The 22,782-nt window shown below is 71.4% G+C and carries 22 protein-coding genes and 1 pseudogene; 3 read left to right on the forward strand and 20 right to left on the reverse strand.

The annotated features are described in order from the left end of the window. Positions 1–139 precede the first annotated feature (139 nt). Positions 140–1,651 carry an alpha/beta hydrolase gene (locus ACGFWI_RS23750; protein ID WP_393908002.1) on the forward strand — a complete coding sequence of 504 codons (1,512 nt, stop codon included), beginning with the start codon at positions 140–142 and terminating at the stop codon, positions 1,649–1,651. Positions 1,652–1,693: 42 nt separating this feature from the next. On the opposite strand, the gene ACGFWI_RS23755 is transcribed toward ACGFWI_RS23750, so the two are convergent. The 10 genes and pseudogenes from ACGFWI_RS23755 to ACGFWI_RS23800 form a co-directional block, all read right to left on the reverse strand. After that, positions 1,694–1,921, reverse strand: coding sequence for a DUF6458 family protein (locus ACGFWI_RS23755; RefSeq protein WP_393908003.1), 228 nt, complete (start codon positions 1,919–1,921; stop codon positions 1,694–1,696). A gap of 112 nt (positions 1,922–2,033) precedes the next feature. After that, complete coding sequence (locus tag ACGFWI_RS23760; RefSeq protein ID WP_393908056.1) at positions 2,034–2,990, reverse strand: Ku protein; 957 nt, start codon at positions 2,988–2,990, stop codon at positions 2,034–2,036. 161 nt (positions 2,991–3,151) lie between these two features. Next, positions 3,152–4,550 (reverse strand): annotated as a pseudogene (locus tag ACGFWI_RS23765) (DUF2252 domain-containing protein). Positions 4,551–4,576: 26 nt separating this feature from the next. Next, positions 4,577–4,975, reverse strand: coding sequence for a hypothetical protein (locus ACGFWI_RS23770; protein ID WP_393908004.1), 399 nt, complete (start codon positions 4,973–4,975; stop codon positions 4,577–4,579). Between the two features lie 98 nt (positions 4,976–5,073). Then, a complete protein-coding gene (locus ACGFWI_RS23775; protein ID WP_393908005.1) occupies positions 5,074–5,913 on the reverse strand; it encodes a hypothetical protein in 840 nt (279 codons plus the stop codon). A 48-nt stretch (positions 5,914–5,961) separates the two neighbouring features. Further along, the gene (locus tag ACGFWI_RS23780) at positions 5,962–7,770 is read right to left on the reverse strand and encodes a bifunctional sugar phosphate isomerase/epimerase/4-hydroxyphenylpyruvate dioxygenase family protein (protein WP_393908006.1); all 1,809 of its coding nucleotides are present in this window, start codon (positions 7,768–7,770) and stop codon (positions 5,962–5,964) included. Continuing rightward, entirely contained in the window at positions 7,763–8,647 is an 885-nt protein-coding gene (locus tag ACGFWI_RS23785) for a shikimate dehydrogenase (protein ID WP_393908057.1), read from the reverse strand. Before ACGFWI_RS23785 ends, ACGFWI_RS23780 begins: the two co-directional genes overlap by 8 nt. Before the next feature lie 5 nt (positions 8,648–8,652). Next, entirely contained in the window at positions 8,653–9,126 is a 474-nt protein-coding gene (gene aroQ / locus ACGFWI_RS23790) for a type II 3-dehydroquinate dehydratase (RefSeq protein ID WP_393908007.1), read from the reverse strand. A gap of 52 nt (positions 9,127–9,178) precedes the next feature. Next, positions 9,179–10,504 (reverse strand): MFS transporter, encoded by a 1,326-nt coding sequence (locus ACGFWI_RS23795; protein ID WP_393908008.1) that lies wholly within the window; start codon positions 10,502–10,504, stop codon positions 9,179–9,181. A gap of 175 nt (positions 10,505–10,679) precedes the next feature. Beyond that, the gene (locus ACGFWI_RS23800; RefSeq protein ID WP_393908009.1) at positions 10,680–11,363 is read right to left on the reverse strand and encodes a TetR/AcrR family transcriptional regulator; all 684 of its coding nucleotides are present in this window, start codon (positions 11,361–11,363) and stop codon (positions 10,680–10,682) included. 580 nt (positions 11,364–11,943) lie between these two features. Between ACGFWI_RS23800 and ligD the strand changes: the two genes are divergently transcribed. Beyond that, positions 11,944–12,870: a non-homologous end-joining DNA ligase gene (gene ligD, locus ACGFWI_RS23805; RefSeq protein ID WP_393908010.1), complete on the forward strand. Its 927-nt coding sequence runs from the start codon at positions 11,944–11,946 to the stop codon at positions 12,868–12,870. Positions 12,871–12,941: 71 nt separating this feature from the next. Here the strand turns inward: ligD and ACGFWI_RS23810 are convergent, their stop codons facing one another. Further along, complete coding sequence (locus ACGFWI_RS23810) at positions 12,942–14,024, reverse strand: cation diffusion facilitator family transporter (protein WP_393908011.1); 1,083 nt, start codon at positions 14,022–14,024, stop codon at positions 12,942–12,944. A 219-nt stretch (positions 14,025–14,243) separates the two neighbouring features. On the opposite strand from ACGFWI_RS23810, the gene ACGFWI_RS23815 reads away from it, so the two are divergent. Continuing rightward, positions 14,244–14,903, forward strand: coding sequence for an endonuclease (locus ACGFWI_RS23815; RefSeq protein ID WP_393908012.1), 660 nt, complete (start codon positions 14,244–14,246; stop codon positions 14,901–14,903). A gap of 152 nt (positions 14,904–15,055) precedes the next feature. Here the strand turns inward: ACGFWI_RS23815 and ACGFWI_RS23820 are convergent, their stop codons facing one another. The 9 genes from ACGFWI_RS23820 to ACGFWI_RS23860 form a co-directional block, all read right to left on the reverse strand. Continuing rightward, positions 15,056–16,888 carry a complex I subunit 5 family protein gene (locus ACGFWI_RS23820; protein ID WP_393908013.1) on the reverse strand — a complete coding sequence of 611 codons (1,833 nt, stop codon included), beginning with the start codon at positions 16,886–16,888 and terminating at the stop codon, positions 15,056–15,058. Further along, on the reverse strand, positions 16,885–17,232 hold the full coding sequence (locus tag ACGFWI_RS23825) for a sodium:proton antiporter (protein ID WP_053209921.1): 348 nt from the start codon (positions 17,230–17,232) through the stop codon (positions 16,885–16,887). Before ACGFWI_RS23825 ends, ACGFWI_RS23820 begins: the two co-directional genes overlap by 4 nt. Then, on the reverse strand, positions 17,229–17,987 hold the full coding sequence (locus ACGFWI_RS23830) for an MnhB domain-containing protein (protein ID WP_393908014.1): 759 nt from the start codon (positions 17,985–17,987) through the stop codon (positions 17,229–17,231). The genes ACGFWI_RS23825 and ACGFWI_RS23830 overlap by 4 nt, the downstream gene beginning before the upstream one ends. Next, positions 17,984–18,253 (reverse strand): Na(+)/H(+) antiporter subunit B, encoded by a 270-nt coding sequence (locus tag ACGFWI_RS23835; RefSeq protein ID WP_393908015.1) that lies wholly within the window; start codon positions 18,251–18,253, stop codon positions 17,984–17,986. The genes ACGFWI_RS23830 and ACGFWI_RS23835 overlap by 4 nt, the downstream gene beginning before the upstream one ends. Continuing rightward, the gene (locus ACGFWI_RS23840) at positions 18,246–18,737 is read right to left on the reverse strand and encodes a monovalent cation/H+ antiporter complex subunit F (protein ID WP_393908016.1); all 492 of its coding nucleotides are present in this window, start codon (positions 18,735–18,737) and stop codon (positions 18,246–18,248) included. The genes ACGFWI_RS23835 and ACGFWI_RS23840 overlap by 8 nt, the downstream gene beginning before the upstream one ends. After that, on the reverse strand, positions 18,734–18,910 hold the full coding sequence (locus tag ACGFWI_RS23845) for a hypothetical protein (protein ID WP_393908017.1): 177 nt from the start codon (positions 18,908–18,910) through the stop codon (positions 18,734–18,736). The genes ACGFWI_RS23840 and ACGFWI_RS23845 overlap by 4 nt, the downstream gene beginning before the upstream one ends. A gap of 115 nt (positions 18,911–19,025) precedes the next feature. Continuing rightward, positions 19,026–21,440 (reverse strand): phosphoketolase, encoded by a 2,415-nt coding sequence (locus ACGFWI_RS23850; RefSeq protein WP_393908018.1) that lies wholly within the window; start codon positions 21,438–21,440, stop codon positions 19,026–19,028. Between the two features lie 36 nt (positions 21,441–21,476). After that, a complete protein-coding gene (locus tag ACGFWI_RS23855) occupies positions 21,477–22,442 on the reverse strand; it encodes an LLM class F420-dependent oxidoreductase (RefSeq protein ID WP_393908019.1) in 966 nt (321 codons plus the stop codon). Positions 22,443–22,494: 52 nt separating this feature from the next. Continuing rightward, positions 22,495–22,689 (reverse strand): hypothetical protein, encoded by a 195-nt coding sequence (locus ACGFWI_RS23860; RefSeq protein WP_393908020.1) that lies wholly within the window; start codon positions 22,687–22,689, stop codon positions 22,495–22,497. Between the last annotated feature and the right edge of the window lie 93 nt (positions 22,690–22,782).

Below are 22,782 nucleotides of genomic sequence, written 5' to 3' on the forward strand. Positions count from 1 at the left end.
GTGTGCGGGAGCTGAGCAACGGCCCTACGCTCGGAATATGCCGGGAACACGCCGTGCACCGTCTCGTGTGGGAGTAGGGGGAGCGCGGCGTGTTCGCCGGCACAGGCCGGCGGTCCGGCCGTCGGTCGTCACGGCGGTGATGGCGCTGCTCGCCGCGTTCGTCGGAACTCCGGTCGCGGCGGCAGCCGATGACCCGGATCTGACGTCCTTCTACCAGCAGAAACTGTCCTGGGAACGGTGCGGACAGGACCTGCAGAGCGGCGCGCGGAGCGACGGTGCCGGTCAGCCGCCCGGCTTCCGGAAACGTCTGGAGTGCGCCCGGCTGGAGGTGCCGCGGGACTACGGCAACCCCGGGCGGAGCACGATGCAGGTCCAGCTGATCCGGCTGAAGGCGACCGGGCCCGGCAAACGGCTCGGCTCGCTGGTGCTCAACCCCGGAGGACCGGGTGCTTCCGGCGTCAACTATCTGATCGACAGCGGGAACTCCTTCGCCAACCTGGGCCGGCGCTACGACATCGTCAGCTTCGATCCGCGCGGCACCGGCCATACCGAACCGGTCTCCTGTGGTAGCAAGCTCGCCCCGCCGCCCGGCTCGGGTGCCGACGACAGCCTCGCCGCGAAGGAGAAGCGCATCAACGAGGCCTGCGGCCGCTACTCCGGCGGGCTGCTGCGGTGGGTCGGCACCCAGGATGTGGCCCGGGACATGGACGTCCTGCGCGCCGCGGTCCGCGACGACAAGCTCAACTACCTGGGGTTCTCGTACGGCACCAAGCTCGGCGCTGTCTATGCCCACGAGTTCCCCCGCAAGGTCGGCCGGATGGTCCTGGACAGCGTCGAGGACCCGACCAAGAACGCCTGGCAGACCGCCCTGTCCCAGGTCCGGGGCTTCCAGCGGGCGCTCGACGACTTCGCCGCCGACTGCACCCGTCAGGCGGACTGCCCGCTGGGCACCGACGAGGGCAAGGCGCAGGACCAACTGCGCCACTGGTACCAGCAGTTGAGCGAGCAGCCGATGAAGGTGAAGGGGGAGACGGTGGATGAGACCAGCTATGTGTACGCCTTGCGCGAGGCCCTGTACAGCAGAAGCGACTGGCCGGCGCTGCGGCAGGCGCTGGAACAGCTGCGGCACGGCGACGGCGCCGGGATCCTCCGCCTGAGTGACGCGGGTGGCGGCAGCGCCGCCCACTCCGACAGCGTCCCGGCACGGCGGATCGGCCAGGACGAGCTACCGCCACAGGACCAGCTGGCCCTCCGGGCGATCTCCTGCCGGGACACCTCGGAGCGCTATGGCGCAGACGACTACCCCCGCGCGGAGCGTGAACTCACCAAGGCCTCCCCGCTCTTCGGCCCGGACATCGCCCCCACCCTGCTGGACTGCTACAACTGGCCCGCTGCGGGCGACGACGCCTCCCGTGATGTCGCGGCGCCCGACGCGCCGCCCCTTCTGCTCGTCGCGACCACCAACGATCCGGCCACCCCCTACCAGGGCGCGTTCAACATGGCCCGTGAGCTGCGCAACTCCAGCATCGTGCTGACCTACCGCGGTGAGGGGCATGCCGCCTACACCACCGGTGACCCCTGCGTACAGCGCCATGTCGACGACTTCCTGCTGAGCGGCACCCTGCCCAAGTCCCATACTTCCTGCAGCTGACGGCCGGACCCCCGCGGCGGAGCGAAGCCCCCACGCCGGGGACTACTTGTAGTAGCGGGTGTCCTCGACATCGACGACGGGGGCCCCGGGGGACGGTGGCTGGGTACGCCGCCGCTTCAGGATGCTCACATATGCGGCGAGGCCGATGACGCCGACGATCATCATGATGATCCCCACCAGGTCGACGTTGATCCCGGCCACATGCCAGTCGACCGCGAACGTGAGGATCGCTCCCACCGCGAGCAGACCGATGCACCCACCGATACCCATGGTGTCAGCCTCCCTAACTGTCCGGGCAGTAAGCCCTGTTGAGGGGTCGCGTACCCGAGGGTGGCCGCCTTATGTGTGAATGCGGGGCGGGGCCCGGGGCCCCGGACGGGGCTCAGCCGGCCCGCCGTCCGCCCCTGCTCGCGGTCTTCTTCGCCGCGGTCTTCTTGGCGGCGGTTTTCGTGGCGGTGGACTTCTTCGCTGCCGCTTTCTTCGCTGCCGTCTTCTTCGCGGTGCTCTTCTTCGTGGTGCGGCCGGACCCGGCGCCCTCGGCGTCCTCGTCCTCGCCGCGGGACTTCTTGGCCGCGCGGACACTGTCCTGAAGGGCCGCCATCAGGTCCATCACCTGCCCGGTCGGCTGCTCCTCACCGGCCGGGAACTCCGGCTTGCGATGCGCCAGCTTCGCCGCCACGATCTCTTCGAGCGCCTCACGATAGTGATCGTGCACATCGGCCTCCGACAGCTCGCCGAAGGAGTCCATGAGTGTCTCGGCGGCCGCCACCTCGGCGGGGGCGACCTCCGCCCGGCGCTCGGGCAGCACCCCGTCCATCGGGCGGATCTGGTGCGGCCACAGCAGCACCTGCATGACCAGCGCGCCCTCCATGGGGCGGATCATGGCGAGCGTCTCCCGCCCGTGCAGTGCGATCTTGCCGAGCCCGACGCGCTGATGCCGCTCCATCGCCTCGCGCAGCAGCACGTAGGGCTTGGCCGCGGCGGGGCTGTCGATGCCCAGGTAGTAGCCCTTGCCCATCTGCAGCGGGTCGATGTCACCGCCGGCCACGAAGGCCAGGATCGTCAGCGTCTTCGCGGTCGGCAGCGGCAGCGCGTCGAGATCGTCGTCGCTCAGCGGTACGACGCCGTCGGCGTCGTCGGGCCGGTAGCCCCGGCCGATCTCGTCCGGGGGGACCTCCACGCCTTCCAGCGAGCACACCGGCTGATTGCGCACCCGGCCGCCGTCCGCCGTATGGATCCGCACAAAGCTGACCGACGTGGAGCTGTCCGTGGCGTTGTACGCGGCGACCGGGATCGTGACCAGGCCGAAGCTGATGGAGAACTTCGCCGTGGGGCGCATGGGGGCCGCCTTCATCGGAGCCATTCGGCACCATGGTAGGCGGGGCGGACGGAGGGTACATCCCGGGCGATTACGGGTGTGCCAATCGGGTGGCGGCGGTCCCGGTGCGCCCTCGGCGCGGTGCTCGGGTGCCGTCCGCCCGCCCGGCTGTTCCCGCCCGCTCAGGAGGCCGCGGCGGTGACCCGGCCCGCCCGGACCGCCTCCATGAGCGCCTGGTGATCGAGCTCGTTGCGGTCCGCGTAGCGCTCCGCGAACCGCGCCAGCGCCTCGTCGAAGGCCGTGCTCCTGCCGAGGTAGGCGCCGATCGCGATCCGGTCGCCGGACCTGGCGTGCGCGCGGGCCAGGGTGGCCCCGCAGCGCACGGCGAACCGCCGCATGCCCGTCGGCACCATCACATCCGTGGGCAAGATGCCCTTCCAGTCACGCAACTGGCGTACATAGAAATCGCGCTGGCGCCCGTCGATGCCGGTGGTCCGCTCCCAGCCGAGGAAGATGTCGCCGGCGGCCTGCATCAGCCGCTGGCCGGCCACGACGCGTTCGCCCTGGTTGGTGTAGGGGCCCTGTCCGGCGTAAGGGGCGAGCGCGGACTCATCGGCCTCCTTGGCCTGCAGCAGGAGCGGGTCGTCCGTGTCCTTGCCGAGCAGCAGCACGATCCAGCAGCGGGTGCCCACACTGCCGACCCCGACGACCTTGCGCGCCATGTCGACGACCCGGTACTCCTCCAGCAGCCGGCGATGGTCCGAACGCAGCGTGCGTCCGTATCTCTGGACCAGCTGCCGGATCTGGTCCTCCAGCTGGTCACGCTCGGCGTCCGGCAACAGATCGTCCAGCGGCACGATCAACGGCGGATCGGCGGCGATCCGCACCCGGCCGCCGCGGCTCCGGGTCAGCTTGCGATACGCCTGCATGGTGTCGCGCGTACGGGCTTCCTCGATGGTGCGGGACAGCTGCGCACGGCCCCTGCTGTCCAGCTGCTGCGCCTCCTCGGCCGCCACATCGGTCATATCGGCATGGGCGTACCAGACGTCGAGGGTGCGCATGTCCGCGTAGCGGCGCATCTGCTCGCGGTAGGACGCACCGGCGGCCCGGACGATGTCGGCCCGTACCTTCTCGGGGAAACCGTTCCCGCGCCCCGCGATGGCGAAGCTGGCCGCCAGCCGCCAGCCGCTTGACGTCCCACTCCCACGGACCGGCCAGGGTCTCGTCGAAGTCGTTGATGTCGAACATCAGATGGCGCTCGGGGGAGGCCAGCAGCCGGAAGTTCAGCAGATGGGCGTCCCCGCACAGCTGGGTCCGCAGCCCCGTGGACGGCGTCGTGGCCAGGTCCGCCGCCATGATGGCGGCGGCGCCGCGGTAGAAGCGGAACGGTGACTCCAGCATCCGACCGTAGCGAAGGGGCACCAACTCCGGTACGCGGAGGGCCGACTGCCGCTCGATGATGTCCACCGGATCGTCACGGCCGGCCGTGGGGCTGAACTCCGCATGACGGGAGCGGGGCACTTCGGAGCGAAGTGCCCTGCCCTGTTCCGCGCGTTCCTGCGGGGTGAGTCCGGAGGTCATGGCCGGGGCCGCGGAGGGTGTTCAGGTCACCGGGTGGCCGGGGCGTGGTGGTTGTCCGTACACAGCGCCCACATGATGAAGATGTTGATGGCGACCAGCACGATGGCCCAGAACGGGTAGTGGGGGATCCACAGGAAGTTTGCCAGCGCACCGAAGCCCGCCAGGATGACACCGACCGTCCGCGCCCACAGCGCACCGGTGGCCATGAGTGCGATACCCGCGAGGAAGATGACGATGCCCAGGATGAGATGGATCCATCCCCAGCCCGTGAGGCTGAAGGAGAATACGTAGTTCCGTGAGGTGACGAAGAGGTGGTCCTGGGCGATGGCGGAGATGCCCTCCAGGAACGTCATGGCGCCACCGAAGATCATCAGAACTGCGGCGAAAGCTGTCCAACCGCCTACGCTGTGCTTCTGAGTGGCCATGGGTCACTCCTCACTTGAGAAACCTGGCCGTCCGAACTGGACCTGCCGACCGTCATGCAGTGCATTCCACGTTTGCACACGTACCGGTCAGCCGCATGTCAGGGACGTTCGAAGGCCTGGAGCACCCCGGCCACCGCGAAGCCCAGCGCTCCGGTGAGGGTCCCCCAGTTGGCGATGCCGACGCTGACCAGGCTGCCGGTCTCCGGGCGGGTGAAAGCGGCCAGCGCGGCCACCATGAAGAGCACGGAACCGAGCTGATTGACCGCGACGATCCACCAGCCGAGGCTGCGCCGGTGCAGGCACAGCGGGCGATGGCAGACCTCGACGACCGCCAGCTGCCCCGAGATCAGGAACAGCAGACAGCCGATCATGTCGGGCGCCCAGATCAGCCGGTTCATCTGCTGGGTCGTGAGCCCCTGCAGAAACGAATCCAGCAGATTGATGCCGAACACCAGCGTCCCCGCGAACAGCACGAAGGTACTGAGCCAGTCGATCCGGCCCGGTTCATAGCTCCACCACCGGAAGTGGTGCGTGGTCAGCGAACCCGCCGTGCTCTCCCGGCGCGGAGCGTTGACGGTCTGGACGAGTGAGGCATAGCCGCCCAGGGTGAAGAATGCGCCGCCGATGAAGTAGATGATGGCGGTCACGGTGGAGCTCACCGAGCTGAACTGGGCGAGCGCCGCACCGAGGGCGAACAGCGTCCCGCCGACGGTGAAGGAGGTCGCGGCGATGCCGTTGAGCCTGCGCAGACGGTCCAGCGTCGCGGTGTCGGCAGGCCGGGCGCTGCTCTCGGTGGCCCCGGCGGGCCGCACCGCGAGCGTCCCGCGCTTGCGGGCCGCCCGCGACTCCCATACGGCGGTCTCGCCCGCTTCGAGGCACCAGGTCAGCCGGGTGGTGAACGGTCCCGCACCTTCGGCGCGCTCCTCGGTAATCCCCACCCGCCGAGCCTAACGATCCCGTACGGGAATGCCGGTAGCGCCGCCTCGTCAGATCCTCGCGGTGTTCCCCCGCTGCTCCGCCGCGCGCTGGGCGGCGAGCCGGACGGTGGCGTTCCGGGCGCCGTACCCCCGGTAGCCGCCGGTGCGTTGGACGATCTCGAAGAAGACCCGGCCGACGGTGGCGGTGTAGCAGTGCCAGAACTCGCCGTCTTCGTCGCGGTCGTAGAGAATCCCCAGCTCCCGCAGGGTCGCCAGGGTGCGGGGGTCCAGGTCGTGGCGGGCTTCGAGGTCGTCGTAGTAGTTGTCGGAGAGGGGCAGCAGGGCCACGCCGGCCGCACGTACCCGGCGGACGGTGGCGACGATGTCGTCCGTGGCGAACGCGATGTGCTGCGGCCGGGCCCCCTGGTCCCCGGGGCCCGGTGCGACATTGAGCGCGATCCGCAGCCCGCCGTCGGCGCCGGCCACGGCGCGGCTGCGGAACAGCCCGTAGGGATCGGCCAGCTCCAGGCTCTCGTCCGGCCGCAGGCCCAGCACGCTCCGGTAGAAGAGGCACGCCGAGTCGAAGTGGTGCCAGGGCTGGGTCAGGGCCACATGGTCGATATGGGAGAGGCCCGCCGCCGCCCCGGGCGGGCCGGGGGCGGCGGCGAAGTCGTCCGTCCAGTCGGCGTGGTCGCGCTGTGCCGTACGGCAGAAGAACAGCTCGGTCCCGTCGGGCGCGGCCACCGCGTCCAGCGGTACCTCCTGCCCCCTGCGGTGGCGCGGGACGACGGGTGCGAGCAGCGACTCGGCGCGCCGCACGGCCGCGCCGGGCTCCGGTGTCTCCAGGCCGAGGGCGACCAGCCCGGGTCCCTCCCTGCGGTCGGCTCCGGCGGCGTTGAGCAGGATGCGGGCCGTGCCCTGCTGCCACAGCTCCACGGGCTTGCCGGTGTGCCGGCCGGTGCGGGCGAAGCCGAGGGCACCGAGCAGTCCGCGCAGCGGCTCGGGGTCGGCGGCGGCCAGTTCGGCGAAGGCGAAGCCGCTCGGTACGACCGGCGCGGGCAGCGCACCGGTCTGCGCCGCTTCCTCCAGGCTGAGCAGGGAGCGCAGCGCGTCGACCGCGGTCCGGCCGGCGTCCGCCTGCCGGAAGACGTCGTTGAACACCTCCAGTGACAGCGGCCCCGTATACCCGGCGCGGACGGCATGTTGCACCAGGCCCGCGACATCGAAGCCGCCCTGGCCGGGGAAACAGCGGTAGTGGCGGCTCCACTGCAGCACATCCATCGCCATCAGCGGAGCGTCGGCGAGCTGGAGGAAGAAGAGCTTGTCACCGGGGATGTCCTCGATGCCCCGGGGGTCGCCGCCGTGGGAGAGGATGTGGAAGCTGTCCAGGCACAGGCCCAGCGCGGGGTGGTCGGCCTCCTTGACGATGCGCCAGGCATGGTCGTACGTCTCCACGTGCCGGCCCCAGGCGAGCGCCTCGTAGGCGATCCGGATGCCGTGTGCCGCGGCGCGCTCGGCGAGCCGGCGCAGCTGGGCGGCGGCGAGCGCATCGTCGTCGGCAGCCCGGGGCGAGACGCTGGAGCAGACCAGCATCAGGTCGGCGCCCAGCCGTTCCATCAGGGCGAACTTGTGCTCCGCGCGCCGCAGATTGCCGGCGAGCAGGTCCTCGGGCACCGCCTCGAAGTCGCGGAAGGGCTGGTACAGCTCGATGGTGAGCCCCAGGTCGGCGGTGCGTGACCGTACTTCCTCGGGACTGAGGGGACCGGCGATCAGATCGTTCTCGAAGATCTCCACCCCGTCGAAACCGGCGGCGGCGATGGCGGTGAGCTTCTCGGAGAGCGAGCCGCTCAACGAGACCGTGGCGATGGATTTACGCATGGGGAGCGTCCTCACAGGCGGGGGCGACAAGGGCGGCGAGGTCGTCGAGCATCCGCTCGGGGTGCGGCTCACGGCCGGTGAACAGCCGGAAGGCGTCCGCGGCCTGGAAGACCGCCATACCGCCGCCGTCCAGCGTCCGGCACCCCAAGTCCCTTGCAGCGAGCAGCAGTTCGGTGTCCAGCGGGCGGTAGACGACCTCCGCCACCCACAGCCCGGGGTGCAACAGGCGGGCCGGCAGCGGCAGTCCGGGGTGGGCGGCCATCCCTGTGGGTGTCGCATGCACCAGGCCGTCGGCGTCCGCCAGCGCGCCGGGCAGTCCGGCCCTCGTCGCCGTGGTGGCGCGCCGGCCGCCGAACCTGCGGTTCAGCGCGTCGGCGAGGCCGCTCGCGCGAGCCGGGTCGCGGTCGGCCACGGTGAGCCGGTCCACGCCCAGGGCCAGCAGCGCATGGGCGACGGCCGCACCGGCTCCGCCCGCGCCGAGCTGGACGACCCGGTCCGCCGCGGCGCCGGGCAGCCCCCGGCTGAAGGACTGGGCGAAGCCGGTGACATCGGTGTTGTGGCCGATGGTCCGCCCGTCGCGGAAGACGACGGTGTTGACCGCGCCGAGGGCCGCGGCCTCCGGCGCCAGCTCATCGAGGTGCTCGATCACCAGCTGCTTGCAGGGGTGGGTGATGTTGAGACCGTCGAAGCCGAGGGTGCGGGCGGCGCGGATCAGCTCGCCGACCGATTCCGGCCCGCCGCCCAGGACGTCGATGTCGAGGGTGCGGTAGAGCAGTCGCAGACCGTGCCGGTCGGCCTCGCGCTGGTGCAGCTCCGGGCTGAGCGAGGGGCCGATGCCGGAGCCGACCAGCCCGGTGAGGTAGGCGGACGTCGTCACCGGGGTCACCGGCTCCCTTCCAGCAGACGGGCAAGGTGGGCCAGCGCGAGGGCATAGCCGTGCGCACCCGCACCGCAGATCACGGCATCGGCGACACCGGACACATAGGAGAAGTGCCGGAACTCCTCGCGCCGGTGAATGTTCGACAGATGCACCTCGACGATGGGGACGTCCGCCGCGGCCAGCGCATCGCGCAGGGCGACGGAGGAGTGGCTGTAGCCGGCCGGATTGATCACGATCCCGCGGTGCGCGGTCCGTGCCTCCTGCACGGCGTCGATGAGGACGCCCTCGTGGTTGCTCTGCCGTACGTCGGCCGCCAGCCCGTGCTCGGCGGCGGTGCGGTGGCACAGCGCCTCGATGTCGGCGAGGGTGTCGGGTCCGTAGATCTCGGGTTCGCGGAGTCCGAGCAGATTGAGATTCGGCCCGTTGAGGACCAGGACGGGGGCCGCGAGCGTCCCGTCGGTGGCGGGGTTCGGCATGTTTCTCTCCCGTGCAGAGATGCGTGGAGCACCAGGCTAATGTACGAACTGGTTAGTTCATTGTGTGCACAGGTCGGCGCGTGGCGACAGTCCGCTTGGTCCCCAGCTCCGCGGTGGGCACCCGGTGCGTCTCCCGTGCGGTCGCCGCGGCGAGGGCGCTGAGGAGGCAGATGCCCGCCGTGAAGGCCGCCACGCCCGGCCAGTTGGAGCCGTCCGGGCCGGCGATCCGCTCCGCGAAGGAGACGGCGAACCCGGCGACCGCGAAGCCGGTCTGGGTGCCGATGGCCATTCCGGAGAGCCGGACCCGGGTGCTGAACATCTCGCCGTAGAACGACGGCCAACTGCCGTTGGCCGCGCTGTAGACGACGCCGAAACAGAGGGCGCCGGTGGTGAAGACGAGCGGATAGCTGCCGGTGGAGAGCGACCACAGATAGACGAAGATCATCACGGCGGAACCCAGTGCACCGGTGAGGAAAACCGGCTTGCGGCCGATCCGGTCCGACAGCCGCGCCCACAGGGGAATGGCGGGCAGTGCCACGGCGTTGGCGAGCGCCCCGACCCACAGCATCGTCGACTTGTCGAGGCCGACGTGGTCCCCGGTGGCGTAGGACAGGGCCCAGACGGTGAAGACGGTCTGGACGGTGGCGATGAGGGAGGCCACGACCACCCGCAGCACATCGGCCCAGTGGTGGCGCAGCAGATGGACGAGCGGAAGCGCGGCCACCTCGGCGGCCGCCGAGGCCTCCAGGAAGGCCGGGGTCTCCGTCAGCTTCCGCCGGATCACATAGCCGGCCACCGCGACCACGGCGCTCACCAGGAACGGAAGACGCCAGCCCCAGGTGTAGAGCTGTTCCTCGGGCAGTGTGGCGACCGGGACGAAGGCGAGGGTCGCCAGGATCTGGCCGGCCTGGGTCCCGTTCAGGGTGAAGCTGGTGAAATACCCCCGCCGGGTCTCCGGGGCGTGTTCCAGGGTCATCGAGTTCGCGCCGGCCTGCTCGCCCGCCGCCGAGAGGCCCTGGAGGACCCGCATCAGGACGAGCAGCACCGGAGCCGCGGTGCCGACCTGCGCATACGTGGGCAGACAGCCGACGACAAAGGTCGACAGGCCCATCAGGACCAGCGTGAAGACCATGATCTTCCGTCGCCCGAGCCGGTCGCCGACGTGCCCGAGCACCAGCGCGCCCAGCGGCCGGGCCGCATAGGCCACGCCGAAGGTTCCCAGTGAAATCAGGGTGGCGGTCGCGGGGTCGTCGGGACTGAAGAAGACATGCGGGAAGACCAGGGCCGCGGCACTGCCGTACAGGAAGAAGTCGTAGTACTCCAGGGCGCTGCCGATCCAGGCGGCGACGGCGGCCTTGCGGGGAGAGCGAGCGGACACACGTGCTCCTCAGGCAATTAACGTACTAGATAGTTAGTTGTTGCGCTGGGATCGTGCTGTCCGGCCGCTGTCACTGTCAAGACATCTCACCGAAACTCTTGCCGTGAGCGGGAGTGGCGAGTGAGGGACGAAGAGCGGCGGGCGGCGGGGCGCTTGCGGCGCCGCCCGCCCCGGCTCACCGGTCGGCGGCAGCGTTCCCGCTCGTCAGATACGCCAGGACCATGTCGCCGAGCATCGTGCGGTAGTGGTCCCGGCGGTCCTTCGCGGTCAGATCGCGTCCGAAGAGCGCGCCGAAGGTATGCCGGTTGGCGACCCGGAAGAAGCAGAACGAACTGATCATCGCGTGCAGATCGACGGCGTCCACCGTCGCCGTGAACACCCCCTGCGCCCGCCCCTCCGCCAGGATGCGGCCGATGATCTCGATCGCCGGGGAGTTGAGTTCACCGAGCGTCCGCGAGGCGGCCAGATGCTCCGCCTCATGGATGTTCTCGATGGTGACCAGCCGGATGAAGTCCGGATGCGCCTCATGGTGGTCGAAGGTCAGCTCGGCGAGGTGCCGGATCGCGGCCGCCGGGTCCAGATGCCCGGCGAGCAGCGGTCCGGCGATGCGCTGTTCCTGCTCGCGGATGACAGCATAGGCCCGCTCCAGCACCTCGGTGAACAGCTGTTCCTTGCTGCCGAAGTAGTAGTAGATCATCCGCTTCGTGGTGTGGATCCGGGCGGCGATCTCATCGATCCGGGCGCCGGTGTAGCCCAGGCGCGCAAACTCCTCCGTGGCGACGTCGAGGATCTCGGTCCGCGTCCGCGCCGCGTCGCGCTGCCGTCCGGCGGGACGCGACGGCGGGCGGACGGCGCTCATACGGCTCCTCGGAGGCTGGATCAGTGCCGGTCAGTCTAGGGCCTGCCCCCAAGGCGCGGCCGTTCGGTCCGCCGTGCGGTGCCCGGCGCGGGGACCGGATCGGGCGCGGGTCCGGGCTCCGGTCCCGGCGTCGGCGGTGCCGGATTCGGCGGCAGCGGATCCGGCTCGGGGGCAGGCACCGGAGGGGGCACCGGATCGGGTCCCGGAGCGGGGACCGGGCCGGGTGCCGGGCCCGGCGTGGGTCCGGGCGGTCCGGGGCCCGGACCCGGAGTGGGCGGAACCGGATCCGGATGGGTGGGGCCTGGCGGGCCTGGTGGCTGTCGCACGGTCAAAAGCTCCTCACGCGTCGCTCCTCGGCGGCCGAGCGCCTCACGCTCGCTCCGCGTGGCCTGCTGGTCTCCTTGCCGGTCCTGCGCCGGCCATGCGAGGCGATACGCACGGAACCCGGCGGCCCGGCGTACGTACACACTCTGCGACGGTGCGGATCACTCGGCGACACGGGAGGCGAACGGACGCCCCGCGCGCCCTGCCACCCGGACGCGCGAGCGTACGACGGTCCTGAGCGGGTAACCCGGCCCGCATGAATGCCACAGACACCGGCACCGACACGGTGCGCGCGGGCCGCCGCACCGTGGAGATCCACCGGCCGGACAAGGTGCTGTTCCCCGACGACGGTCTGACCAAGGCCGATGTCGTCGGCTACTACCGCCGGGTGGCCGCATCGATGGTCCCGCAGCTGCGGGGGCGGCCGCTGATGCTGGAACGGCTCCCGGAGGGGCTGGGCGGCCCGCAGTTCATGCAGAAGGACACCCCGGACCACTACCCCGACTGGATCCGGCGGGTGCGGGTCACCAAGGAGGGCGGCACCGTCACCCATACCGTCTGCGACGACAAGGCGACCCTCCTTTTCCTCGCCGACCAGGCATGTCTCACGTTCCACCGCTGGCTGTCGCGCGCCGACCGGCCCGACCACCCGGACCGGCTGGTGTTCGATCTCGACCCGCCCGGCCCGGACTTCGCGGCCGTACGGGACGCCGCCCGGCAGCTCTGCGCGCTGCTCGACGAACTCGGCCTGCCGGCCGTCCTGATGACCACCGGCTCGAAGGGGCTGCATGTCACCGTTCCGCTGGACGGCAAAAGCGACTTCGACACGGTGCGCGGATTCGCCCAGGAGGTGGCTCACGTGCTGGCGGGGCGTCACCCGGACCGGCTCACCACCGCCGTACGCAAGAAGTCGCGCGGCGACCGGCTCTACCTCGATGTGCAGCGCAACGCCTATGCGCAGACGGCTGTCGCCCCGTGGTCGCTGCGGCCCAAGCCGGGCGCCCCGGTCGCCGCGCCGATCAGCCGGAAGCAGCTCGACGATCCCCAACTCACCGCGCAGAGCTGGTCGTTGAGGGATGTCGCCGGCGTCCTGGAGCAGGCGAGGTCACGTCCGTGGTCCGGGGTGCCGGCCCGCGGGCGTTCGCTGCGTACGGCACGAAGGCGGCTGGAGGCGCTGCGGTGAGCGGGGCCCGGCGGTGAGCGGGGCCCGGTGGGCGGTCGGTCCGCGGCCGGCCGTCCGGCCCCGGCCCGTCCTCACGCCTCCTCCTGCCGCTGCTCCGCCTCGTCCTCGGGCTCGCCGTCCACCGCCCTGTCGAGCCGGCGCCGCTCTCGCCGGGCCCGTTCCCGGTCCCCCGGTGAGGCTTCCGTGACATCCAGGAAGACCTGGTCGGCGATCGGCCACTTCTCCCGGATGGCCTTCTTCAGCCGTACCAGGACCTCTTCGACCTCCTCGCTGTCCAGTCCGGGGACGAGATCGACGCGGGCCGCGACCAGCGTCGACAGGGTCCCGAGCCGCATCGACAGCAGGGTGGTCACGGTGTCGATCTCCGGCTGCTCCTCCAGGAACTCCCGGATGGCACGGCGCAGCGCCGGGTCGGCGGCCTCCCCGATGATCTGGCCGCGTGACTCCTTGGCGAGCTGGTAGGCGACGAACACCAGCAGCGCGCCGATGATCATTGACGCCCAGGCCTCCCACTGCACCGAGCCGGTGATCATGTGCAGTCCCATGCCGACCATGGCGACCACCACACCGAAACAGGCGGTCGAGTCCTCGGCCAGCACCGTACGCAACGCGGGGTCGTCGGCCGCGCGGATCGCCTCCCGCATGCTGTGGCCGGCCTGCCGTGCCCGGCCGCGGACCTGCATCAGGGCACGGAACAGCGAGGCGCCCTCGGCGACCAGCGCGACGGCCAGCACGATGAGGCCGACGACATAGCCCGTACGGGTCTCCGAACTGCCCGAGCGCAGTGCCTCGATGCCCTGGAAGACGGAGAAACAGCCGCCCATGACGAAGATTCCGACGGCGGCGAGCAGCGACCAGAAGTACCGCTCCTTGCCGTAACCGAAGGGGTGTTTGCTGTCGGGTGCGCGCTTGCTGCGCTTGAGCGAGGCGAGCAGAAAGATCTCGTTGAGGCTGTCGGCCACCGAGTGCGCGGCCTCGGAGAGCAGCGCGGGCGAGCCAGCGAACAGCCCACCGAGCACCTTGGCCAGGGCGATCACCAGATTGGCACCGAGCGCCACGAAAACGGTGACCGCGGTCCTGGCGTCCTGGCCCTTGCCCCCGTCCGCGTCCGGTCGACCGGTGGAGTGATGCGCAGCGTCAGCGTCCCGGGACAAGCGTCGCCTCCCCGTCGTCGGTCGGACAGCCGACGCGAGCGTAGCCGCCCGGACACGGCCGCGCACCTGACGCGGAAGCATTGCGCCTCACGGAGCAGCGGCGTTTTCCCGCCCGTCGGACCGGGGACTGTGACAGCGGATCACCCACCGGAACGGCAAAGGACAAGGCATGGCCCGCACTTCCTCTCTCGACCTCCTGCGTCTCCACGGGGGCGCACCGTGAGCCCCCGTGGCGGACAGCGGGCCCTTGCGCACACACTGCTGGACCGGCACGGCGAGACCTTCGCGGCACAGAGCGGGATCCGGCTGGGGAACACTCCCCAGCCGCTCTATCAGGTGCTGGTGCTGGCCGGTCTGCTCAGCGCGCGGATCCGCGCGTCCGTGGCGGTGGCGTCCGCCCGCGCCCTGTTCGACGCGGGGATGCGCACTCCGCGGCGGATGGCGGAGGCGACCTGGCAGCAACGGGTCGATGCCCTGGGGGAGGGCGGATACCGGCGCTACGACGAGCGCACCGCCACCCAGCTCGGTGACGGCGCCACACTGCTGCTGGACACGTACGGCGGCGATCTGCGGCGGATGCGGGAGGAGGCCGGCGGCGACACCGGTGCACTGCGCCGCGCACTGCGGAAGGTGCCGGGCCTGGGGCCCGCGGGCTGCGACATCTTTCTGCGCGAGGTGCAGGGAGTCTGGCCCGAACTCGCCCCGTACCTCGATGCCAAGGCCGTCCAGGGGGCGGAGCGGCTGGGCCTGCCGGGCGACAGCGGGAAACTGGCGCGGCTGGTCGGGCCGGACGATGCCGCCGCCTTCGCCTCGGGCCTGGTACGCGCGGCGCTGGACCGGTCCGTCGTCGAGGACGTACGGAAGTCGGCGGAAGCCTGAACCGGGACCGGGGCGGTACGGATTCCGGTCGTGTCCGCGGGCGGTACGGATTCCGGCGCCGTCCACCCCCGTCCACGGGCGGTACCGGTACCGGCCGCGCCCGTCGCGCACGAACCGGCCGCGCCCGTCACGCACGGAACCGGCCGCCCCCGTCACACGATCAGCGCCGCCAGCAGGGTGACGCCCGCCAGGAACCAGGCGACGTAGTCGCCCACGTGACCGGAGTGCAGCCGGCGCAGTGGTGTGGCCCAGTGGGGCGGTTCCCGGAGTGCGGGGCGCCGTACGGCCAAGAGGGCCACCGCCGTGGCCGCGGCGGTGGCCAGCAGGCCCCACAGCACACCGAAGAGGGACCAGTGGGGCGGGGGAGTGGGCGCGGGCTCCGCCGCCCGGCCGTACAGGACGGCCGCGAGGTATCCGGCGTGGTCGGTGAAGGCGTCGGCGGCCCGGCCGACGGCCGTGCGCAGGCCCGGGACCAGCCCCACCGCCAGCGCCCCGGTGAGCAACACCGTGGGCACGACGAGCATGCTGTCCGGAACGCGGGCGAGCCGCCCGCCGCTGGTCTCCGGCTCCTCGGCCTCCCCCGTCGTCTCCTCGGCGGCGTCCGCCGGGCGGGGCCGGGGGGCCTCGCTCTCCGGGACCGGCCCCAGCCCCAGGAACACCCGCGCCCCGGCCCGTAGCACCGCGCCCCCGGTCACCGCCGAGACCAGGACGCACAGCGCCGTCGCCCAGCCGCCCGCCGCCTCCTCGATGACGGCCTTGCCCAGCGCGGTGCCGAACGGCGGCAGCCCGGCGAGCGCCAGTCCGCCGATGCCGAACAGCACGCCGGCCCAGGGGAGTTCACGTCCTCTGCCGTGCAGTTGGAGCTCGTCGACACTGCCGAACCGGTCCAGGAGAATGCCCACACAGGCGAAGAGCGCGGCCTTCACCCCGGCATGCGCCAGCACGTACAGGACGACGCCGCCGAGCCCCTCCGGAGTGAGCACCGCGAGGCCCACCAGGAACAGTCCGGCGTGCGCGACGGTGGAGTAGGCCAGCAGGCGCTTGAGATGGCGCTGCTGCCAGCACATCACCGCCCCCAGCACGGCGGTCAGCACGCCCAGGGTCAGCAGCGCCCGGTGCGCGTCCGGCGCCGGGATGCCGCCGGGCCCCGCGAAGACCGTCCAGTAGATGCGGGCCGTGCCGTACAGGCCGAGTTCGACCATGACGCCGGACAGCAGCATGCACACCGGCGTCGGCGCCACCGCATGCGCATCGGCCAGCCAGAAGTGGAACGGCACCGCAGCGGCCTTGACTAGCAGACCGGTGACGACGAGGACGAAGGCGGCGATCACCGGCGCGTCCGGGGCGCCGGGGTGCGCATCGAGGGCGCTGCCGATCTGGGCGAGGCCGAGCTCACCGGTCCGGGCGTAGAGCAGGGCGATGCCCAGCAAGGTGGCATAGGCGCCGAGGGAGTTGACGATGCCGAACACCAGCGCCCCCTGGACGGCGCGGGCCTCCTCGACGCGGTAGCCGGTCAGTGCGTAGGCGACGACGCCCATCAATTCGAAGAAGACGAAGGCGTTGAAGAGGTCCCCGGTGAGCGCGAAGCCGCACATGCCCGCCTGGAAGAGCAGCACCAGGGCGGGGAAGGAGCCCGCATGGCGCCGTGGCGGCTCGTCGAAGTAGCGCCAGGCGTAGGCGAGAGCGGCCAGCGCCAGCAGCGAGACCAGCGCGGCCAGGCCGAGACCGATGCGGTCGCCGACCAGCACGATGCCCACACTCGCCCCGCCGTGTGGTCGCCAGCCGCCCAGCCATTCCGCGGGGCGCGCGGTGGACGACGGCGTGGCGGCCGATGCGCACAGCGCGAGCGCCGCGGTGCCCGCGGCGAAGAGACACCCCAGCACCTCCGCCGCGTACCGGGGCAGCCGGCGGCCCGCTCCGACCAGCAGCGCCGCGCCGAACAGCGGAGTGGCCACGATCAGCGGCAGGGTCTGTGCGACGGTCACCCCCGCAGCTCCGAGAGTTCGTCCGGGTCCACCGTCCGGTGCCGTTTGGCGACCTGGATGACCAGGGAGAGCAGCAGTGCGGTGACGGTCGCCCCGATGACGATGTCCGTGAGGGTGAGGGCCTGGACGACGGGGTCGACGACGGGGCGCGAGCCCGGCGTGATGTCGGAGAAGACCGGGGCGGTGCCGCCGTCCCGGTACCCGATGGCGAGCAGCAGGACATAGGTCGAGGACTGACAGACGGCGAGGCAGCCCACGGCGTGGATGAGGTTGCGGCTGGTGGCCAGCCCGTAACAGCCGATCAGAAACAGCCATGCCGCGATCACATACGGCAGCACACTCATGTCCTGGCCTCCGCTTCGCCGTCCCGGTCGTCGCTCTCGATCTCCACGGCCTGGTCCAGGAAACGGGCCAGCAGGACGACCACGCCGCATGCCACCTCCACGCCGATGGCGGCGTTCAGCAGCGGAACGGTGCCCCCGGAGGAGAGGGTGTTGAAGGTGCCGTAGGGCAGGAAGTTGGCCAGGAACGCCGCCCCGGTCAGCAGCGCGGCCGCGCCCACCAGCAGATAGGCGGCCTCACCGGCGGCATCCGCCACCTCGTACGTGCCGACCGGTCTGATCCGCTCCAGTGCCCGGTAGTCCACGGCGATGTACAGCAGATGCAGCGAGGTGGCGACCACCACCCCGCCCTGGAAGCCCCCGCCGGGGCTGAGCTGGCCGTGCGCGATGACGTACAGGCCGATGAGCAGGGTGACGGGCAGCGCGATCAGCGCATAGCGGCGTACCGGCGGCGCGACCGGGACCGGCTCCGGAGGCAGCCGGTCCTCGTCGCGGGTCTGCCGCAGCAGGACCACGGTGCCCAGGACCGCGCCGAACAGGATGGACTCCTCACCGAGGGTGTCGAAGGCGCGCTGGTCGAAATTGACGGAGGAGATGGTGTTGGCGGTGTGCCGGGCGAGCGCGGCATGCACGGCCCGGTCGCCGTAGGGATGCCACAGGCCGCCGAACGCCGGCAGCCCGAAGCAGGCCACGAGGAGCAGCACGGCCACCCCCAGGCCGCCGACGGCCAGCACCCACAGCCGCAGCCTCATGCTCATTCGTGTTCCTCCCGGCGCTCGCTGCGCGCCTTGCGCCGCACCTTGCGTACGGACAGCAGCACCATCAGCGGGGTCAGCGCACAGCCCACCGCCAGCTGGGAGAGCGCGACATCGGGGGCCTGCAGCAGCAGGAAGACCGTGGCCAGGGCCAGGCCGAGCAGGGACAGCAGAAAGGACTGGCGTACCGGGTCGCGCACCAGGACGGTGGCGGTCCCGGCGCCGGCCACCAGGAGCAGGCCGAGCAGCAGCGGCAGATCGTCAGCCATCCGACATCCCTTCCGCGGGCCCGGTCCGGCCGTGCCCCGAGGTCACGGCGGCGGTCACCGCCCGGGCGGCCACCCGGCTCCCCAGCACCAACAGCACACCGATGACCAGCAGTTTCACCAGCGCCCTGCCAGGGCCCGTGACCACGCACAGCGACAGCACCACCGCGGGAACGGCGGCGTAGGTGAGCGCTGTGACCGCGAACAGCGAGCGCGGCCGGGGCGGGCGGTCCGCCAGCCGGTCGGCGAGCAGCCGCACGAACAGCAGCGTGCCGGCCGGCCCCAGGACCGAGAGCACCAGCGCCGGATCGACATACGCCGGGCGCCCGTACCCCTGGGCCAGCAGCAGGAAGACCAGGCTGAGAAGCGTGGTCGCCAGGTTCTGCGCGGGCACCCGCCGCCGGACCGGACCGGTGGCGGCGCCGTAAGCGGCCGGGGTGACCCCGCACAGCAGCAGGGCGGTGGCCGCGGCGGTCCAACCGTTCATCGGCGCCCCACCACGCGGCGCGCCCCGCAGGCCGCGGCGGCGGCGAGCAGCGCGGCGCCGGCGCCGACCGCCCACTCCAGTGTGTCGACGGGACCGATCAGTACGATCCACAGCCCGGTCAACCCCGCCCACCAGCGGATGAGTTCGGCGCCGGTCGTCAGCCGTCGAGCCATCCGCGCACCTCCTGAGGCCCGGGTACCCGGGCCTCAGGCTCACATGCGGGGACCCGGCCGCCCCGTCACCGCGCCGCGCGTCACTCCGTCGGAGGGGGCATCCGGCAGGGCGCCGTCAGTTCCCCCAGGTCCAGTCGGCGACCTCCGGCAGATCGGTGCCGTGCTCCAGGATCCAGGCGTGGTGGCGGGTACGGACGTCTGCCATCGCCTGCCGCAGCGCGACGGCGCGCACCCCGAGGCCCGGGACCCGGTCGATGACATCCATCACCAGCCGGTACCGGTCGAGATCGTTGCGGACGACCATGTCGAAGGGCGTGGTCGTGGTGCCCTCCTCGCGGTAGCCGCGGACATGCAGATTCTCATGGCCGGCGCGGCGGTAGCAGAGCCGGTGGATCAGCCACGGATAGCCGTGGTAGGCGAAGATGACCGGCTTGTCACGGGTGAACAGTGCGTCGTACTCGGGGTCCGGCATACCGTGCGGATGCTCCCCCGACGGCAGCAGCCGGGCCATGTCGACGACATTGACCACCCGCACCGTCAGCTCCGGCAGATGCCGGCGCAGCAGATCGGCCGCCGCCAGCGTCTCCTGCGTGGGCACGTCCCCGGCACAGGCCAGCACCACATCGGGCTCGCCGGTGCCGTCCTCGGTGCCCGCCCACTCCCAGGCGCCGGCGCCGCGCGCGCAGTGGGTGCGGGCCTCGTCGAGGGTGAGCCAGTCGAAGCTCGGCTGTTTGCCGGCCACGATCACATTGACGTAGTCGCGGCTGCGCAGCGCATGATCGGCCACCGAGAGCAGGGTGTTGGCGTCCGGCGGCAGATAGACCCGGACCACCTCCGGGCTCTTGTTGAGGATGTGGTCGACGAAGCCGGGGTCCTGGTGCGAGAAGCCGTTGTGGTCCTGGCGCCAGACGTGCGAGGTGAGCAGGTAGTTCAGCGAGGCGATGGGACGCCGCCAGGGCAGCCGGCGCGCGGTCCGCAGCCATTTGATGTGCTGGTTGACCATGGAGTCGACGATGTGCGCGAACGCCTCGTAGCTGGAGAAGAGCCCGTGCCGGCCGGTGAGCAGATAGCCCTCCAGCCATCCCTGGCACAGATGCTCGGAGAGCACCTCCATGACCCGGCCGTCGCGCGCGAGGTGCTCGTCGGTGTCGAGCGTGGTGGCCTGCCAGGCCTTGCCGGTGGCGTCATAGAGCGCCTCCAGCCGGTTCGACGCGGTCTCGTCGGGGCCCACGACGCGGAAGTCGCGGCGCTCCGCGGTCGCCTCCATGACCGCCGTCAGCAGTCCGCCCAGCACCCGGGTCGGCTCGTGCAGCTCGTTGCCGCGCTTGTCGACCGTCACCGCATACCGCTCCAGCGGCGGGACGGGCAGCTCGCGCAGCAGCAGACCGCCATTGGCGTGTGGGGAGGCGCCGAGCCGGTGCGACCCCTCGGGCACACAGGCGAGCACCTCCGGGCGCGGCCTGCCCTCGTCGTCGAAGAGCTCGTCCGGCCGGTACGAACGCAGCCAGCTCTCCAGCTGCCGCAGATGCCCGGGGTTGTCGCGTACCCCGGACAGCGGGACCTGGTGGGAGCGCCAGGTACCTTCCACGGGCTGCCCGTCGACCTCGTGCGGGCCGGTCCAGCCCTTGGGCGTACGCAGCACGATCATGGGCCAGCGGGGGCGCTCCGTCACCCCCTCGGTGCGGGCCCGGCGCTGGATCTCGGCGATCCGGTCCAGCGCACCGTCCATGGCGGCGGCCATCGCCTGATGGACCGCCGCCGGGTCGTCGCCGGTGACATGGATCGGCTCATGACCGTAGCCGCGCAGCAGCGCATCCAGCTCGTCCTGCGGAATCCGGGCGAGCACCGTCGGGTTGGCGATCTTGTAGCCGTTGAGATGCAGCAGCGGCAGCACCGCGCCGTCGTGTACCGGGTCCAGGAACTTCGTGGCGTGCCAGGACGCGGCGAGCGGCCCGGTCTCCGCCTCGCCGTCGCCGACCACACACGCGACGAACAGCTCCGGATTGTCGAACGCCGCGCCGTAGGCATGGGTGAGGGAGTAACCCAGCTCGCCGCCCTCATGGATCGACCCCGGGGTCTCCGGGGCGACATGGCTGGGCACCCCGCCGGGGAACGAGAACTGCCGGAAGAGCCGGGCCATGCCCTCGCCGTCCCGGCTGACATCGGGATAGGTCTCGGAGTACGTGCCGTCCAGCCAGGAGTTGGCCACCACGGCGGGACCGCCGTGACCCGGCCCCCACACGCACAGGGCGTCCAGCTCGCGGGCCTTGATGACGCGGTTGAGGTGGGTGTGCACCAGGTTCAGGCCGGGCGAGGTGCCCCAGTGGCCCAGCAGCCGCGGCTTGATGTGCTCCGGGCGCAGCGGCGTGGTCAGCAGCGGATTGGCCATCAGATAGATCTGCCCGACGGACAGATAGTTGGCGGCTCGCCAGTGGGCGTCGAGACGGTGCAGCTCGGGGGCGTCGAGGGGCCCCGGCGCCACCGGTGCCCCGCTCGTCCCCGCCCCAGCCGAGTTCTCCGCGTCGTGCATGCTCATCTCCCTGTCGAGGTGACGTGCAACGGACGTTCACAGCGTGCGCAGTGCGGGCAGCAGCTCGGCCTGGGCCCACTCCAGGAACGGCTCCTGGTGGGCGCCGCCGATCTGGACCAGCGCGACTTCTGTGAAGCCCGCGTCCACATAGGTGCGTACCGCGTCGACGAAGCGGCCGACGTCGTCGCCGCACGGGAAGGCCTCCGCGATGTCCTCCGGCCGCACGAACCGCGTGGTCGCGTCGAAGCCGGCCGGGCCCGGCAGCTCGGCGTTGACCGGCCAGCTGCCGAGCGCCCAGCGGAACTGCTCGTGCGCCCGGGCGACGGCCGCCTTCCGGTCGGGGTCGTAGCAGACGGGCAGCTGGCCGATCCGCGGTTTGCCCTGGCCGCCGTGCCGGTCGAAGGTGGTCAGCAGCTCACCCCTGGGCTCGGTGGCGATGACCAGATCGGCCAGCCGGCCGGCGATCTCACAGGACCGGGCGCCCGAGACGGCCACCCCGATCGGCGGCAGCACCTCGGGCAGATCCCACAGCCTGGCGTGCACCACATCGAAGTGGGTGCCGTGGTGGGTGACCTCACCGCCACGGAACAGCGCCCGGATGATCTCGATCGCCTCGGCCAGCCTGTCCAGCCGTACGGGCGCGGCGGGCCACCCCGCACCCACCACGTGCTCATTGAGGTTCTCACCCGAGCCGAGCCCCAGCCGGAACCGGCCCCCGGAGAGCAGCTGCATGGTTGCGGCCTTCTGGGCGATGACGGCGGGGTGATAGCGGGTCGTCGGGCAGGTCACATAGGTCATCAGCGGGATGCGGTCCGTCGCCTGCGCCGCCGCGCCCAGCACGCTCCAGGCGTACGGGGAGTGGCCCTGGGAGGCCAGCCACGGGAAGTAGTGGTCGGAGGTCACCGAGAAGTCGAAACCGGCTCGCTCGGCGCCCACCACATGCTCGACCAGCGCCCGGGGCCCGGCCTGTTCGGTCATCATCGTGTAGCCGACATGCACCATTCCATACACCTTGCTGTGGGCGTGCAGGGCCTGCAACCGGGGTCGTTCCCGCTCAGTCGGGCGGTTCGGGAGCCGGGTGGTCGCCCGGCTCCGCGCCGGGCGGCTCCTCCGGGTTCGGGCCCGGCTCATCCGGTTCCGGCTCGGCCGGCACCGGGTCATGCGGCACCGGGTGCGGGTCACTCGGCACGGGCCCCGGCTCCTTGGGCGTCGATTCGGTGGTCATGGCGTGGATGGTCCTCAAGGTCATGGCGCTCTCCTTCCTCCCCATCCTCCGTCGGATGCCCCTGGTCGGCCCGTTCAAGAAAAAAATCCACGGGTACGTTCGTGAGGCGCTCCGGTC

It is taken from the genome of Streptomyces sp. NPDC048434 (assembly GCF_043200375.1).
In the GTDB taxonomy this organism is placed as follows: domain Bacteria; phylum Actinomycetota; class Actinomycetes; order Streptomycetales; family Streptomycetaceae; genus Streptomyces.

Excerpts from the sequence above, each read along its gene's own strand:
- ACGFWI_RS23780 (WP_393908006.1), bottom strand. The coding sequence starts at position 7,770 with ATGCGTAAATCCATCGCCACGGTCTCGTTGAGCGGCTCGCTCTCCGAG.
- ACGFWI_RS23855 (WP_393908019.1), bottom strand. The coding sequence starts at position 22,442 with ATGGTGCATGTCGGCTACACGATGATGACCGAACAGGCCGGGCCCCGG.
- aroQ (WP_393908007.1), bottom strand. The coding sequence starts at position 9,126 with ATGCCGAACCCCGCCACCGACGGGACGCTCGCGGCCCCCGTCCTGGTC.
- ACGFWI_RS23845 (WP_393908017.1), bottom strand. The coding sequence starts at position 18,910 with ATGGCTCGACGGCTGACGACCGGCGCCGAACTCATCCGCTGGTGGGCG.
- ACGFWI_RS23835 (WP_393908015.1), bottom strand. The coding sequence starts at position 18,253 with ATGGCTGACGATCTGCCGCTGCTGCTCGGCCTGCTCCTGGTGGCCGGC.
- ligD (WP_393908010.1), top strand. The coding sequence starts at position 11,944 with ATGAATGCCACAGACACCGGCACCGACACGGTGCGCGCGGGCCGCCGC.
- ACGFWI_RS23850 (WP_393908018.1), bottom strand. The coding sequence starts at position 21,440 with ATGCACGACGCGGAGAACTCGGCTGGGGCGGGGACGAGCGGGGCACCG.
- ACGFWI_RS23860 (WP_393908020.1), bottom strand. The coding sequence starts at position 22,689 with ATGACCTTGAGGACCATCCACGCCATGACCACCGAATCGACGCCCAAG.
- ACGFWI_RS23830 (WP_393908014.1), bottom strand. The coding sequence starts at position 17,987 with ATGAGCATGAGGCTGCGGCTGTGGGTGCTGGCCGTCGGCGGCCTGGGG.
- ACGFWI_RS23750 (WP_393908002.1), top strand. The coding sequence starts at position 140 with ATGGCGCTGCTCGCCGCGTTCGTCGGAACTCCGGTCGCGGCGGCAGCC.
- ACGFWI_RS23760 (WP_393908056.1), bottom strand. The coding sequence starts at position 2,990 with ATGCGCCCCACGGCGAAGTTCTCCATCAGCTTCGGCCTGGTCACGATC.
- ACGFWI_RS23770 (WP_393908004.1), bottom strand. The coding sequence starts at position 4,975 with ATGGCCACTCAGAAGCACAGCGTAGGCGGTTGGACAGCTTTCGCCGCA.
- ACGFWI_RS23825 (WP_053209921.1), bottom strand. The coding sequence starts at position 17,232 with ATGAGTGTGCTGCCGTATGTGATCGCGGCATGGCTGTTTCTGATCGGC.
- ACGFWI_RS23755 (WP_393908003.1), bottom strand. The coding sequence starts at position 1,921 with ATGGGTATCGGTGGGTGCATCGGTCTGCTCGCGGTGGGAGCGATCCTC.
- ACGFWI_RS23840 (WP_393908016.1), bottom strand. The coding sequence starts at position 18,737 with ATGAACGGTTGGACCGCCGCGGCCACCGCCCTGCTGCTGTGCGGGGTC.
- ACGFWI_RS23800 (WP_393908009.1), bottom strand. The coding sequence starts at position 11,363 with ATGAGCGCCGTCCGCCCGCCGTCGCGTCCCGCCGGACGGCAGCGCGAC.